General features: G+C 58.4%; 8 protein-coding genes. 4 read left to right on the plus strand and 4 right to left on the minus strand.

The annotated features are described in order from the left end of the window. Window positions 1–157: 157 nt before the first annotated feature. Window positions 158–3,319, minus strand: coding sequence for a UvrD-helicase domain-containing protein (locus tag ALIPUT_RS01740; RefSeq protein WP_004327892.1), 3,162 nt, complete (start codon window positions 3,317–3,319; stop codon window positions 158–160). Window positions 3,320–3,568: 249 nt separating this feature from the next. On the opposite strand from ALIPUT_RS01740, the gene ALIPUT_RS01750 reads away from it, so the two are divergent. Then, window positions 3,569–4,306: a GIN domain-containing protein gene (locus ALIPUT_RS01750; protein ID WP_004327894.1), complete on the plus strand. Its 738-nt coding sequence runs from the start codon at window positions 3,569–3,571 to the stop codon at window positions 4,304–4,306. A 10-nt stretch (window positions 4,307–4,316) separates the two neighbouring features. Beyond that, complete coding sequence (locus ALIPUT_RS01755; protein WP_004327895.1) at window positions 4,317–7,163, plus strand: PD-(D/E)XK nuclease family protein; 2,847 nt, start codon at window positions 4,317–4,319, stop codon at window positions 7,161–7,163. Window positions 7,164–7,497: 334 nt separating this feature from the next. Here the strand turns inward: ALIPUT_RS01755 and ALIPUT_RS12000 are convergent, their stop codons facing one another. Genes ALIPUT_RS12000 through ALIPUT_RS01770 form a run of 3 tightly spaced genes read right to left on the minus strand, consistent with a single transcriptional unit; the run spans window position 7,498 to window position 10,003 of the window. Beyond that, on the minus strand, window positions 7,498–8,037 hold the full coding sequence (locus tag ALIPUT_RS12000; protein ID WP_004327897.1) for an STM3941 family protein: 540 nt from the start codon (window positions 8,035–8,037) through the stop codon (window positions 7,498–7,500). A gap of 15 nt (window positions 8,038–8,052) precedes the next feature. Then, entirely contained in the window at window positions 8,053–9,000 is a 948-nt protein-coding gene (locus ALIPUT_RS01765; protein ID WP_004327898.1) for a M23 family metallopeptidase, read from the minus strand. 1 nt (window position 9,001) lies between these two features. Then, window positions 9,002–10,003: a M23 family metallopeptidase gene (locus ALIPUT_RS01770; protein WP_040293340.1), complete on the minus strand. Its 1,002-nt coding sequence runs from the start codon at window positions 10,001–10,003 to the stop codon at window positions 9,002–9,004. 171 nt (window positions 10,004–10,174) lie between these two features. On the opposite strand from ALIPUT_RS01770, the gene alaS reads away from it, so the two are divergent. Both alaS and gpmI read left to right on the plus strand, forming a co-directional pair. Further along, the gene (gene alaS / locus ALIPUT_RS01775) at window positions 10,175–12,796 is read left to right on the plus strand and encodes an alanine--tRNA ligase (RefSeq protein ID WP_022460789.1); all 2,622 of its coding nucleotides are present in this window, start codon (window positions 10,175–10,177) and stop codon (window positions 12,794–12,796) included. Window positions 12,797–12,804: 8 nt separating this feature from the next. Further along, the gene (gene gpmI, locus ALIPUT_RS01780) at window positions 12,805–14,337 is read left to right on the plus strand and encodes a 2,3-bisphosphoglycerate-independent phosphoglycerate mutase (protein WP_040293341.1); all 1,533 of its coding nucleotides are present in this window, start codon (window positions 12,805–12,807) and stop codon (window positions 14,335–14,337) included. Window positions 14,338–14,448: the final 111 nt, after the last annotated feature.

The raw sequence follows: 14,448 nt of genomic DNA on the forward strand, positions 1-14,448 counted from the left end.
CGCAAGAGCCGGCCTGCATTTTTTGTATAAGTCGGGGACGCTCGCTCTTTCCGTTGCGGGATGCGTCCCAAAAACGTATCAAATATACGATTATCTGTTCGAAAAATTCGCCGTTTGTCCCTGTTTTTTCGGTATTCGCTTCTGTTCTCCCCGTTTTTCAATCCTCCTTCTCCTCCACCCGCTCCGTGCGTCCCAGACGTACATACCAGAGATAGCCTTCCGTCCGGGTGTAACCCATCTGCCGCAGCAGGCGCAGGTACTCGCGGATCTGTTTGCGGTGGCGTGCGGTTTCCCGGTCGCCGAACTTGTAATCCACCACTACGGCCCGCTCGCCGTCGGTCATCACGCGGTCGGGGCGCCGCGTCGTTCCGCTGCCCGGCAGGATGATTTCGTTCTCGTTGCGCACCACCTGCCACCTGCCGCCGAACCACTCCGCCGTCACCGGATCCGCGAGGGCCTTTTCGACCAGCTCCCGCAGGCGGGGGGCCTCTTTTTCATCGAGTACGCCGTCCTGGGTCATCGCTTCGATGGCCATGTAGATCTCATCCGTTGTCGCGGCGTTTTCGAAGACCCGGTGCATCAGGATGCCGAAGTCGCGCGGGGTGAGTTCGGCCCGACCCTCTTCCTCGTAGTAGCGTTCTGTCGGCAGCCGCAGTTGCAACTGCGGCTCCGACGTGGGGTAGTCCCCGAGCAGGACGTGCGCGGCTTTCGCTTTCCGGTGCGTATCCGGCTCCGGTCCGGCGAATTCGCCGAATTCGTAGGTTTCGGCGGCTTCGTCCCGGGAGCAGCTGCCCTCCAGCCCGTCCAGCCGGACCGTGCCGTCCTCCGGGGCGATGTTTTGCAGGATCAACTGTCCGACGTTCGGTCCCTTGGCTCCCTTCTGCGGGATGAAGATGTGCAGCGACTCCACGGCCCGTGTCAGGGCTACGTACAGCAGGTTGATGTTGTCCACGTGCGCGTAGATCATTTCCCGGTAATAGTCGGCCGAGAAGAGCGATTCGCCCATGCTGGTTTTATACCGCACCGGGAATCGGCCGATTTCCTCCAGCTCCCCGTCCGTGCCTTCGGCCCAGACGATGTTCGCCGAGAGTCCGCTCGATTTGGGATTGAGCGTCCAGTTGCAGTAGGGGATCAGCACCACCTTTTTTTCCAATCCCTTGGCCTTGTGTATCGTGGTGATTTCGATGGTCGTTTCGCCCTGTTCGACGCTCAGCGAGCGGCCGCTTCCCTGTTCGTCCCACCATTTGAGGAAGAGGGGAATGTCGGCTACGCGGCCCGCGCAGAAGTTGATGATCTGTTCGTGCACGGCTTGCAGGTAGGCGATCTCCTCCCGTCGCTCCTGAAGGTCGTACCGCATGACGATCCGTTCGAACGCCTCTTCGGGCGGGAACAGCCGCAGCGATTTGAGAAAGACGACCTCCTCTTCCGTGAGTTCCGCATCGAAGGAGGGTTTGGCGGAGAAATGGTTGTAAATGGCCCGGCTCAGCGAATCCGCAGGATTCATGGCCAGCTTCAGGCAGGCGATGACGAACGAACTGATCGGTGCCGTGCCGACGATGAGCGCCTCCTGCGTCATCACGTCGAACCGGTAGCGGGGATCCGTGTTCCGGCGCTTGAAGTCGAGCAGTGCCGAGGCGACTTTGGTGCCGTCCGTGCCGCTGCGCACCAGAATCATCATATCTTTTGGGCGGAACCCCTTGTTCACGAGAGCTTTGATGCGTTCGATGAGGGGCGGCTCGCCAGCGTAATGGGTGATATTGACGTAGCCGGGATGCAGCCCTTTCTTGCGGGCGCTCTGCGCGTGTTCGCGATAGGCCTCCTGCAGGGTGTCGCGCAGCTCTTCCCGGGCCTTTCCCCCCAGGGCGTGCGGCGGAGCCTGGGCGAGCAGTTGGTTCAGTGCCGTGTTGTCGCTTTCGACCACCTTGCCGATCATCCGGTTGTTGAACTCCACCACCAGCGGCAAGCTCCGGAAATTCTCCTTCAGGTGTATCGTTTCGGTGCTCGCTTCTCCCAGCTCCCGTGCCGCCCGGCGGTGCAGGATCTCCCAGTCGCCGCCCCGCCAGCGGTAGATCGACTGTTTGATGTCGCCCACGATCAGCACCGAGGTCTGTTCCGACTGTGCCATGGCGTTGCCCAGCAGGGGCAGGAAGTTTTCCCACTCCCGGGTCGAGGTGTCCTGAAATTCGTCGATCATGAACCGGTCGTAGCGGTTGCCGACTTTTTCGTAGATGAACGGGGCGTCGTTGTGGCGGATGAACTCCGAGAGGATGTTCTTGGTCTCGGAGAGCATCATCACGTTCTCGTCGCTGCACATCTGCCGTACTTTGCCGTAAAGGTCCTGCAGCAGGGCGAAGCTGCGGTAGTTCTCGCGCAGCAGGTCGGTGGTGTTCCAGAAGCGGATGCTGCGGTCGTAACGGGCGCACAGTTCGGCCAGCAGCGGCTGAAGCTCCGCGACCAGCGGCAGGGCCGGCGAGTCCTTGGCGCACCAGCCTTCCGTCGTCGCGCTCATCTTGCGCACGGTAGCTGTGGGTGCTTTGATCTCTCCGGCGGCTGCGGCCGCGAAGTAGCCCGCGAAGCTGCGGCTCTTGCCGGTGAAGTCGGCCGTCGTGACGCCAGCGGTATTCATGAGGTTCATGGCCCGAACGCCCAATTCCTGAAACTCCTTTTTCCCGGCTTTGGCCCTCCCCGTCGCCTTGCCGACGATCCGGTTCAGTTCGGCTTTGGAACGCTCCGCCGAGAGGGTTTCGCGGTTGCTTTCCTTGAATATTTCGTTGCCCAGGGCGAGGATGCCTTCGCGTACGTCCCAGCGTTTGCCGTCTTCGATGCGCTCCTGCACGAAGGCCGTGAGCCACCGTTGCAGTTCTTCGTCGATGCGGATCTGTTCGACCAGCGCATCCGCGCTTTTGGAGAGCACCGAGGCGGTTTCGATTTCGACGTTGTAGTTCAGATCGAGTCCCAACTCCTGGATGAAAGCCCGCAGAATGCGCTGGAAAAAGGTATCGATGGTGAGGATCGTGAACCGCGAATAGTCGTGCAGGATGCGGGTCCGGGCTTCCCGGGCCCGGGTGCGGACGGTCCGTTCGTCGAGCGACAGCTCCGCACACAGGCTGGCCAGGTAGCCGCTCTTGCCGCCCGAGGCCAGCGTGTGTATCTCCGACAGGATTCGGGATCTCATCTCCTCGGTGGCCTTGTTGGTGAACGTGACGGCCAGGATGTGACGGTACAGCGTGGGTTGTTCGACCACGTCCCGCACGTATTTGTATGCCAACTGGTAGGTCTTGCCCGACCCGGCGCTGGCGTTCAGTATTCTCGCTCTCACTTGGTTATCGCTTCAAAATGTCGGATGAAGACGGCCGGAGGAATCCCGCTTTGCGGCAGGTCCGCTGCTGCCCGGGTATTTTTCCGGCCGCATCGATGCCGGTGGCGGATGAAGGCTGCCGGAGCCGGATGCCTGCCGGCTAAACCGACGTTCTTTTGGTAAAGGTAGCGATAAAAAGGGAAACGGACGGAGAAATTCAAAAAAATATCGTATCTTGGCGTTACGAAAAAGCAAAAAACAGAAAAAACTATGAAAAGATGGATATTGAGCCTGGCGCTCCTGACGCTGGGATTTACGGCTTCGGCCCAGAATGATCTGATCGATCGGGGGGAGTTGGCTCCCGAAATCGCGGCGGCGAGCGGCGAGAAAATGGAGTGGCTTCCTTCCTTCAACGGTGTGATCGTCGAGGGACTGTTTCGGATCCGGTTCGAGCGGGTGCCTATGGATCAGGCTCCCAAGATCGTTTTCAACACCAAAGGCGTTTACGACAGCCGCTTCACGGCGGAGGTGAACAAGAATAAGATGCTCGTGATCTCCGAGCGCATCGGCACCCGCGAACGTTCCGAAACCGAGGTGACGGTTTATTACAACAACCTGAAGGAGATCCGTATTTCGGGGGCGAATGCCACGTTCGGAGAGCCGATCGACTTTCCGCAGGCCCGGTGCTGGTTTTCCAACGGGGCGGTCGTCAGCGCAGCGCTCGATGTGAAAGATCTTCAGATGGATGTTACGGGCAAGAGCGTCGTGGTCCTGACGGGCAAGGTCCGCTACTGGGATCTGAATGTTTCCACGGCCCAGGTGGACGCTGCCGCTGTCGAAGTGATGTCCGTGCGTGTCAATTCCACCTCCAAGGCCGACGTGACCATCACCGCTCCGGAGCGCCTCGAGGCGTCGGTCGGTACGAAGGGCCGGATCACCTGCATCGGAGAGCCCGAGTTGCTGCACACTTCGAACTCCTTGATCGGGGGCGAGATCACCTTCAAATAGCGCACTCGCCATGCCGGGATTCCTGCAGGAGGTCGCTGCCGATTTATACGACAGATACGGGGACGATATTTCGTCCCTTTCTGTTCTGTTTCCTTCCCGACGTGCGCGGCTTTTCTTTATCGACGCCTTGTCCGGCATCGCCGAACGTCCTTTGTGGCAGCCCCGCTGGACGACTATCGACGAGTTGATGAGCGAGATTTCGGGTCTCCGCATCGGCGACCGGGTGCGTCTGGTGACCGAACTGTATAAAGTCTATTCGGAATTTCATCCCGAATCCTTCGACAAGTTCTATTTCTGGGGGGAGATGCTCCTCACGGATTTCGATACGATCGACAAGTACCTGATCGACGCCGATATGCTTTTCCGCAACCTGGCCGACATCAAGGAGTTGGAGGCCGACGTTTCGTATTTGAGCCCCGTCCAGTTGAAAATCATCGCTTTCTGGGCCAATTTCACGGACGAAACCTCCCTTTCCGAGGAGAAACGCCGCTTCCTGGCCGTTTGGCAGACGCTGGGCCCGGTCTATCGGACTTTCCGCGAGCGGCTCCGGTCGCTGGGGATGGCCTATACGGGGATGGTACACCGGGCGGCCGCCGAGCGGATCAAGGCCGGCGGTTTCGCATTCCCGGAGTCCCGGCGGTTCGTCGTGGCGGGCTTCAACGCGCTCTCGGAGTGCGAGAAACGGCTTTTCAAGTTTCTCTCCACGGCTGCCGAAACCGATTTCTACTGGGATTACGATACTTATTATACGGACAATGCCGACCAGGAGGCCGGTATGTTCCTGCGCGAGAACCGGATCCTGTTTCCCGCCCGGCGCGAACTTTCGCACGATCATTTCCGGTCGCCGAAGCGAATCGAAGCGATTTCCACGGTATCGAACGCCGTGCAATGCAAGTACGTGGCTTCGATCCTGCGGGAACTGGCTGCCGAACAGGGGCCGCTGGGGAAGGAGACTGCCGTCGTGCTCACGGATGAAAACCTGCTGCTGCCCTTGCTGCATGCTCTGCCTGCGGAGATTGGAAAGGTGAATGTGACGATGGGTTATCCACTGAAACAGAGCCTTTCCTATTCGTTTGTTGAACGATTGATCGAACTGCAAAACCATGCCCGGCAGAAGGAGGGCAAACCGCTTTTTTACCACGCCGACGTGCTGGGACTTCTGTCGCACCCTTATATCCTCGAAAGCGACCCCTCCCGGATCGTCCGTATGCAGGAGGAGATCGTCCGAAACCGGCGTATCACGGTCGCGGCGGAGTGGCTGGCCTGCACGCCGTTGCTTGCTACGCTGTTCCGGAGCGTCGAGGGGTGGCGCGGATTTTCGGACTACCTGCTGGCGGTGATCGCGCAGATTGCCCGGATGCCTTACGAAGATACGGAGGCACGCCGCCGCGTAGAGTTCCTGAACGTCATTTCCGAAGAGGTGATAAAACTTCGCAATTCACTGAATAATTGTGAAATAGAATTATCTATATCGATCTATACTTCACTTCTTCGCCGACATCTGCAAACCCTGCGTATTCCTTACGAGGGAGAGCCTTTGGAGGGAATTCAGGTCATGGGTATCCTCGAAACCCGCAACCTCGATTTCCGCAACGTCATTTTGCTCTCGATGAACGACGACAACTTTCCCGGCAGCGTCGTGACCGGTACTTCGTTCATTCCCTACAACCTGCGGGCGGCCTATGCCTTGCCTACGCCGGAGCATCACGAGGGGGTTTACGCCTACTATTTTTATCGTTTGCTGCAACGGGCCGAGAACGTGCGGATGCTCTATTGCGCTCATGCCGATGACAAGACCACCGGCGAACAGAGCCGTTACATCTATCAACTGGAGTACGAAACTCCCTTCGAGATCCTCCGCCGGGAGGTCGGTATCGATGTCAATCGGATGGAAACCCTGCCGATCGAGGTCCCCAAGCAAGGGGAAACCGCCGAAAAGTTGGCCCGCTTCCTCGCGCCGGACGATCCCGTGCGGCTGTCGCCTACGGCTTTTTTTCGGTATGTGGCTTGTCCCCTGCGCTTCTATTTTCACTCCGTGGCCCGGTTGGAGCCAGACGACGAGATTTCGGAGGAGGTCGATGCACCGATGTTCGGTACGATTCTCCATGCGGCTTTGCAGCGGCTCTATGCTCCCTTTGTCGGGAAGACCGGCTACGGAGAGGCGTTGCGTGCGCTGACCCGTTCGTCCGAAGTGGAGAAGGCGGTAGTTGCGGCCATCAATGAAAACTATTTGCAGGATGTTGAAGCGACGGTTGAGGATTATAGCGGTAATCTGTTGTTGGTCAAAGATATTGTAATCCGCTATATTCGGGGCGGCGTATTGCCTTACGACGCCGCGCATGACGATTTTACGGTCGAAGGACTCGAGGAGCGGATCGGGCAGGAGTTTGCGTTCGAAAGCGCCGGAAAATCCCTGCGTGTGGTCTTCGGGGGCCTGGCCGACCGGATCGACCGCCTGCCGGACGGTACGCTGCGGGTCGTGGACTATAAGACCGGCGAACCGCACCTCGATTTCCAGGGGGTCGAAGCGCTCTTTCGTGGAGAGGCCAAACAGCGTCAATCCAATATTTTACAGACGTTGCTCTATTCGATGATGCTTTTCCATTCGCGGGGGGTGGATGCCGAGCCGACGCTCTATTACGTGCGGGCCATGCACCGGGACGACTATTCGTCCCGGCTCGTCGATCGGGAGTTGGGGCGCACGGGCGTACGCTATTCCGAATACCGCGAGCCTTTCGAACGGCTGTTGCGCGAAACCCTTGCCGAGATGTTCGATCCGGCGATTCCGTTCCGTCAGTGCGAGGATGCCGAGCACACCTGCCGCTATTGCGATTTCCGCGAGATCTGCAAACGCTGACGCGAGCGTGCCGCAGCGATTTTCTCCGTGTCGTCTTTTCGGAAGGGCAATTACATTTTCAATCTGCCCCTTGTCCGACGATCGCTTTTCGCGGCTGGTGGCCGCGTTCATAATTCTGCTCCAGAATCCCCTCTTCGGAGGGAGCTTGGGCTACTGCGCTCCCGAAGAGGTGTATATGAAAGTGTATAATCACGTTCGGAAAATCAGTCTGCAGCCTGTAAATACCGGCCATAGAGCGTCTCATATCTTGATCCGATTCATTGACGGACGGTGCGAGCGTATTTCCGACGATATGCGGGATCGGCTCGGAGAACCGCTTTTGCGGGAGGGTCGGTCAGTTCGCAGCGGATTTTTCGCGGGATGCCTGTAAATACTCCCGCAGGATTTTTTCGAGTTCCGCCGTGCCGATATCGACTGTTGAAGCCGTGATTGCGTAGGGGGATCCAAAGTATTTCATTTGCCAGCGCATAAGCCCTTTGGCAATCCGGTTTTTTTCCTCGTCGATCGCCCGGTCGGGATCGTGGAGTTCGATCCGGATGAATTTCTGCCCGTAGGTTCGGAATACGCTGAAATCCGCAATGCGCTGCCACTCGATCGTGATGTATATCCCTTTTGCCGGTACGTAAATCCGCAGACTGTCCGGAGTCAGCAACAGAGTCGGCCTGTTTCGGAAGAAATTTTTCAGCAGCACGATGAACAAGATGCAGATACATCCTCCGAAGAAGACCGCTCCCACGATACCGATGACCAGCCCGACCTTTCCATGCGGCTGTACGATGACGAGCAGGCAGGAGAGGGTCGTCATGATCGCTGCGGCGAGCGTTGTGCCCAGCAATTTGCGGTGGCTGGGATAGATAGCCGTTTCTTTTTTCATTCGCGATTCGAAAAATTAGTCGAAGGACTGCATGCCCGACTGGGCGATGCGGATGATCCGCTGGTACTCGACGGGTGAGAGTTCCATGAAGAAGTAGTGGATCGGATCGACGCGCATGCCGTTGTGCCGCACCTCGTAATGCAGGTGGGGTGCGATCGAAAGTCCCGTGTTGCCCGAAAGTCCGATGATGTCGCCGCGACGGACCTCCTGCCCGCGGCGGACATTGACCGCCAGCAGGTGACTGTACGAGGTTTCGTAACCGTTGCCGTGATCGATGACGATGGTGCGGCCCGCCGTAGAGCGCGTGGCGATCTCCTTCACGCGGCCGTCCGCCGTGGCGAAGACGCGCGAACCTTCGGGCACCGTGTAATCGACGCCCTGATGGGATTGCAGGGTGCGGTAGAAGGGGTGGATGCGCATGCCGTAGGAGGCGGTGAGCAGCGTGAGCTGCTGGTTGATAACGGGCTGTATGGCCGGAATCCGGTTGCGGCCGTCGCCGACCGTATCCAGCAGACGTTGCAGTTCGAGGTACGATTCGTTGAGCTTGGTCAGCGTCGCTTCGGATTGTCTGACCTTCTCTTTGAGTTCCAGGATGATCTGACGGTCGGATTTGTCCAGCAGGCTTTCGTACGTTGCGAGCCGCTTGGTTTCGTATTCGGTGTCGAAATCGTAAGGATCGGATTCGAAGAGGATGTTGAAGACGTTGCGGTCGCGCTCGGAAACATTTTCCATCACTGTGCGCAGCGAGTCGTAGCGGGCTTCGAGCCGGGTGTATTCGTCCCTCAACTGATCGGTGGAGTGCTTGAGCTCGTATTCGACGGGCGTGTCGAAGAAGAGCGAAAACCCGACGTAGTAGAGGATGGCTGCGCCGAACCACACCAGCACGTGAAACGTGATGCGGATCGCCTTCTGTTTGGGCGTGCGCGGTGTGGCGTATTTGATCGGTCTGCGGGTTCTTGCCATGTTATTCGTCGAAGGTGTCGAGGTTGAGCTCCTGCATCTGTTCCATCAGGCGCTCGTACTCCTCGTTGGTCATATTGCGGTTGAAATAGTTGATCGGATTGACGACCTGTCCCATGTGAATCACCTCGTAATGCAGGTGGGGGCCGGTCACGCCGCCCGTGTTGCCGACCTTGCCGATCAGTTGTCCGCGCACGACCTTCTCGCCGGGTTTGACGAAGATCTGGCTCAGGTGTGCGTAGCGGGTCTGGTAGCCGTACTGGTGGTTCAGGAGGATCTGCTTGCCGTATCCTCTGCGGGGCTGTCCCAGGTCGGTGGACTGTACCGTCGCGTCGCCCGTGGCATAGACGTTGTTGCCGATGTTGGCCGCCAGGTCGATGCCTTTGTGCAGGATGCGTCGGTGGTAGATCGGGTGGTTGCGGTAGCCGAACGGCTCGATACCCCTGCGCAGGGCCTGACGGTCGATGGGCCAGATGGCCGGGATTGCCGTGGACATGTTCTCCTTGTTCTTGGCTAGGATTTGCAACTCGTCGAACGAAACGGAGGTACGGTAGAGCTGGCGGCCGAAAGCGTCGAGCTGCTGCCACGTGCCGATCATCAGCGGGGCGTATTCGTCGCCCGCCAGAGCCGCGTATTTGGACGCCGGATAGGGGGTGTAGATCCCTCCGATATTCAGGGTGTCGGCCGAGAACAAAGCCCGGTAAACGAAGTTGTCGCGGTGGTGTATTTCGTCCAGTTTACGCTGCTCCGCGCGGATCTTGTCCTGAAGGAGCCGGTATTTGAAGACCAGCTCCGAATTTTCGCGCAGGATGCGGTACATTTTCGGCGTGTAGAAGACATTTGCGAAGACGACATTGACGATCGATACTGCGATGAAGATGATGAGGATTTTGCGAATGACACGGTAGGTGCGCAGGCGGAACGGGACCGTGACCACCTCATGAGTGGCCGAAACCACCTCACGGGTCAGGGCGTGGGGATCGAACGTCTGCTTTTTTCGTGCCATGATCTGAAAAACTCCTTGGAAGTGATGCAAAATTAAGGTAAAATATGTAATTTTGCAATCTTGTAACTTCTTTAAGTTTCGCGGATTCGAGCGGATGACAGCCTGAGCACAGGCAGCCGGAATCTGCGGAGTGTGTCTTATGAACAACGCAAAGAATTGAAAACACAGTATATGGAATCCAACAAAATTCGTCAGGCTTTCCTCGATTTCTTCGCAGGGAAGGACCATGTGATCGTACCGTCGGCACCGATGGTGGTGAAAAACGACCCGACGTTGATGTTCACCAACGCGGGTATGAACCAGTTCAAGGACATTTTCCTCGGGAATATTCCCCGTCCCTATCCCCGGGCCGCCGATACGCAGAAGTGCCTGCGCGTGTCGGGCAAGCACAACGACCTGGAGGAGGTCGGCCATGACACCTACCATCACACGATGTTCGAGATGCTGGGCAACTGGTCGTTCGGCGACTATTTCAAGAAGGAGGCGATCGGCTGGGCCTGGGAGCTGCTGACCGGGGTGTACGGACTGGACAAGAGCCGCATGTACGCTACCGTGTTCGAGGGAAGTCCCGAAGACGGGGTGCCGTTCGACCAGGAGGCCTACGACATCTGGCTGCAATACCTGCCTGCGGATCACATCATCCGCGGCAACAAGCACGACAACTTCTGGGAGATGGGCGACGTAGGCCCTTGCGGACCTTGCAGCGAGATCCACTACGACCTGCGCGACGAGTCGGAGATTGCCGCCGTGCCGGGCCGCGAGATGGTCAATCAGGGCAGCCCGCTGGTGATCGAGATCTGGAACCTGGTCTTCATGCAGTTCAACCGCAAGGCGAACGGTTCGCTCGAACCCCTGGCGGCCAACTGTATCGATACGGGCATGGGTTTCGAACGCCTCTGCATGATTCTGCAAGGGAAAAAGTCGAATTACGATACCGACGTGTTCCAACCTACGATCCAGCGCATCGCCGCCATGTCTGGCAAAACGTACGGTGCGGATGAGAAGTGCGACGTGGCTATGCGCGTGGTCGCCGACCACCTGCGTGCCATTTCGTTCTCGATCGCCGACGGACAGCTTCCTTCGAACGTGAAGGCGGGCTACGTGATCCGCCGCATTCTGCGCCGCGCCGTCCGCTACGGCTATACCTACCTGGGCTTCAACGAGCCCTTCATCTGCCGTCTGGTGGCCGGTCTGGTCGATCAGATGGGCGGGCAGTTCCCCGAGCTTAAGGCCCAGCAGACGCTGATCGAGAAGGTGATCGAGGAGGAGGAAAGCTCCTTCCTGCGTACGCTCGCTACGGGCATCAACCTGTTGGACGGCGTGATGGCCGAGGTTCGCAAGAGCGGCGGCGAACGCATTTCCGGCAAGGACGCTTTCCTGTTGTACGATACCTACGGATTCCCGATCGACCTGACGGAGCTGATCGCCCGCGAACAGGGGATCGAGGTGGATCTGGAGGCCTTCGAGAAGGAGCTGCAGGCGCAGAAGGAGCGTTCGCGCAACGCTGCTGCGGTCGATACCGACGACTGGAAGGAGCTGATCCATATCAAGCAGAGCGAGTTCATCGGTTACGACACGCTGAGCGCCGAGGTGAAGATCGCCCGCTACCGCCGTGTGTCCTCCAAAGGACGCGTTTCCTACCAGTTGGTGTTCGACCGCACTCCGTTCTACGGCAATTCCGGCGGTCAGATCGGCGATATCGGCTATATCGAAACCGCCAACGAACGGATCCCGGTCGTGGCTACCGAGAAGGAGAACGGCCTGATTATCCATATCGTTACCCAACTGCCCGAAAATCCCGAGGCGACCTTCATGGCCGTCGTGGATCCGGAGAAACGTCAGGCGGCTGCCAACAACCATACGGCGACCCATCTGATGCATGAAGCGCTGCGCAAGGTGCTCGGTACGCACGTCGAGCAGAAAGGTTCGCTCGTGACGCCCGAATACCTGCGCTTCGACTTTTCGCACTTCCAGAAGGTGACGCACGAGGAGCTGCGCCGGGTCGAGCAACTGGTCAATCGTGCCATTCGCGCGAACTATCCCCTCGAGGAGAAACGCGATGCCACCAAGGAAGAGGCTGCAGCGGCCGGGGCGATGATGCTCTTCGGCGAGAAATACGGCGACCGGGTGCGTATGGTGCGCTTCGGCACCTCGGTCGAGTTGTGCGGCGGTACTCACGTGAGCGCTACGGGTAATATCGGGTTCTTCAAGATCCTGAACGAAAGCGCCATTTCCGCCGGTGTACGACGTATCGAGGCCACGACGGGGGCGAAGGCCGAGGAGGTGATCTATGCGGCCGAAGATACGATGCGCAACGTGGCCGATTATCTCAATAACCCGCAGATTCTTCAGTCGATCAAGAAGATCATGGAAAGCAACGAGGCTTTGAAGCACGAGATGGAGGCCATCCGCCGCGAACAGGTGGCCGAGTGGGCCGCGAAGATCGTCGATTCTACGCCCGAGCGTGGCGGGATGCGGCTGATGGCTACGCAGACCGATCGCCGGCCGGATTTCATCAAGGACCTCGCTTTCGCCGTGCGTTCGCGTTCGAAGAATATCGTACTGGTGATCGGATCGATCAATGACGGCAAGCCGACGCTCACCGTCGCTTTGGGCGACGATATCGTGGCGCAGGGAGTCAATGCCGGTGTCGTGGTGCGCGAGGCGGCCAAAGCCATCAACGGCGGCGGCGGCGGACAGCCTTTCCTGGCGACGGCGGGCGGTAAGAACCCCGATGGCATCCAGGCGGCTATCGACAAGGCCGTAGAACTGATTGTGGAACAAGTAAAGTAATGTTTCGGATGAGTAATCGCAAAGTATTGCTGATGATCCTCGACGGTTGGGGCATCGGCGACGGACAGAAGGGGGATGTCATCGCACAGGTGCATCCTGCCTATATTTCGGAAATGACCCGTAAATACCCTCATGCGCAGTTGCGTACGGACGGCGAAAACGTCGGCCTGCCCGATGGGCAGATGGGCAATTCGGAGGTGGGGCACCTCAATATCGGTGCGGGGCGGGTGGTCTATCAGGATTTGGTGAAGATCAACCGGGCCTGCCGCGACGATTCGATTCTGAAGAATCCCGAAATCGTGAAGGCGTTCGAATACGCCAAATCGAACGGGGTGAGCGTGCACCTGATGGGATTGGTTTCGGACGGCGGGGTGCACTCGTCGCTGGATCACCTGCTCAAATTGACGGACATCGCCGATAAATACGGTATCGAACGTACCTACGTGCATTGCTTTATGGACGGCCGCGATACCGATCCGTACAGCGGCAAGGGATTCATCGAACGGCTGGAAAAGCACATGCGGGAACGATCGACGGGCGTCGTGGCCTCGATCGTAGGCCGTTATTACGCGATGGACCGCGACAAGCGTTGGGAGCGTGTGAAGGTGGCCTACGACCTGTTGGTCGAGGGCAAGGGCGAACATTCGTCCGATATGGCGCTGGCGATGCAGAAGTCGTACGACGAAGGGGTGACCGACGAGTTCGTGAAGCCCGTCGTGCGGATCGACGAGGACGGCAATCCGATCGGTATGATCCGGCCGAACGACGTGGTGATCTTCTTCAACTACCGGAACGACCGGGCCAAGGAGCTGACCATCGTACTCACACAGGAGGATATGCCGCAGCAGGGCATGCACACGCTGCCGCTCTACTATTGCTGCATGACCCCCTATGACGCCAAGTTCGAGGGGCTGCATATCCTGTTCGACAAGGAGAACGTGGCCGACACGATTGGCGAGTATGTCGCCCGGCAGGGGCTTTCGCAGCTCCGTATCGCCGAAACGGAGAAATACGCTCATGTGACCTTCTTCCTGAACGGAGGCCGCGAGGAGGAGTTCGAGGGCGAGGACCGCATTCTGGTCGCTTCTCCGAAGGTGGCGACTTACGACCTTCAGCCCGAGATGAGCGCTTACGAGGTGGCCGACAAGCTGGTCGGGGCACTCGACAGGCAGAAATACGATTTCATCTGCCTGAATTTCGCCAACGGCGATATGGTGGGGCATACGGGAGTTTATGAGGCGATCGAGAAAGCGGTGAAGGCTGTCGATGCGTGCGTGGCCAAAGTCGTCGAGGCGGCCCTTCGCAACGGGTACGAGGTCGTGCAGATCGCCGATCACGGCAACGCCGACAATGCGGTCAATGCCGACGGCACGCCCAATACGGCCCATTCGCTCAATCCGGTGCCGATCGTCGTGGTTTCCGACCGCGTGAAAACGGTCCGCGACGGTATCCTGGCCGACGTAGCGCCTACGGTCCTCGACCTGATGGGGCTCGAAAAGCCCGAAGCCATGACAGGACATTCGCTGGTGGAATTTAAGTAGGGGAACTCTTATAGGTATAGAGTGGATTTTATATCGATTTTGATTTGCGTTGAAAAACATCTGTTTTTCAACGCAAATCTTTTTTAGAGGATTCGGGAGGATTTATTCCCG

This window comes from Alistipes putredinis DSM 17216 (genome assembly GCF_000154465.1).
GTDB lineage: Bacteria > Bacteroidota > Bacteroidia > Bacteroidales > Rikenellaceae > Alistipes > Alistipes putredinis.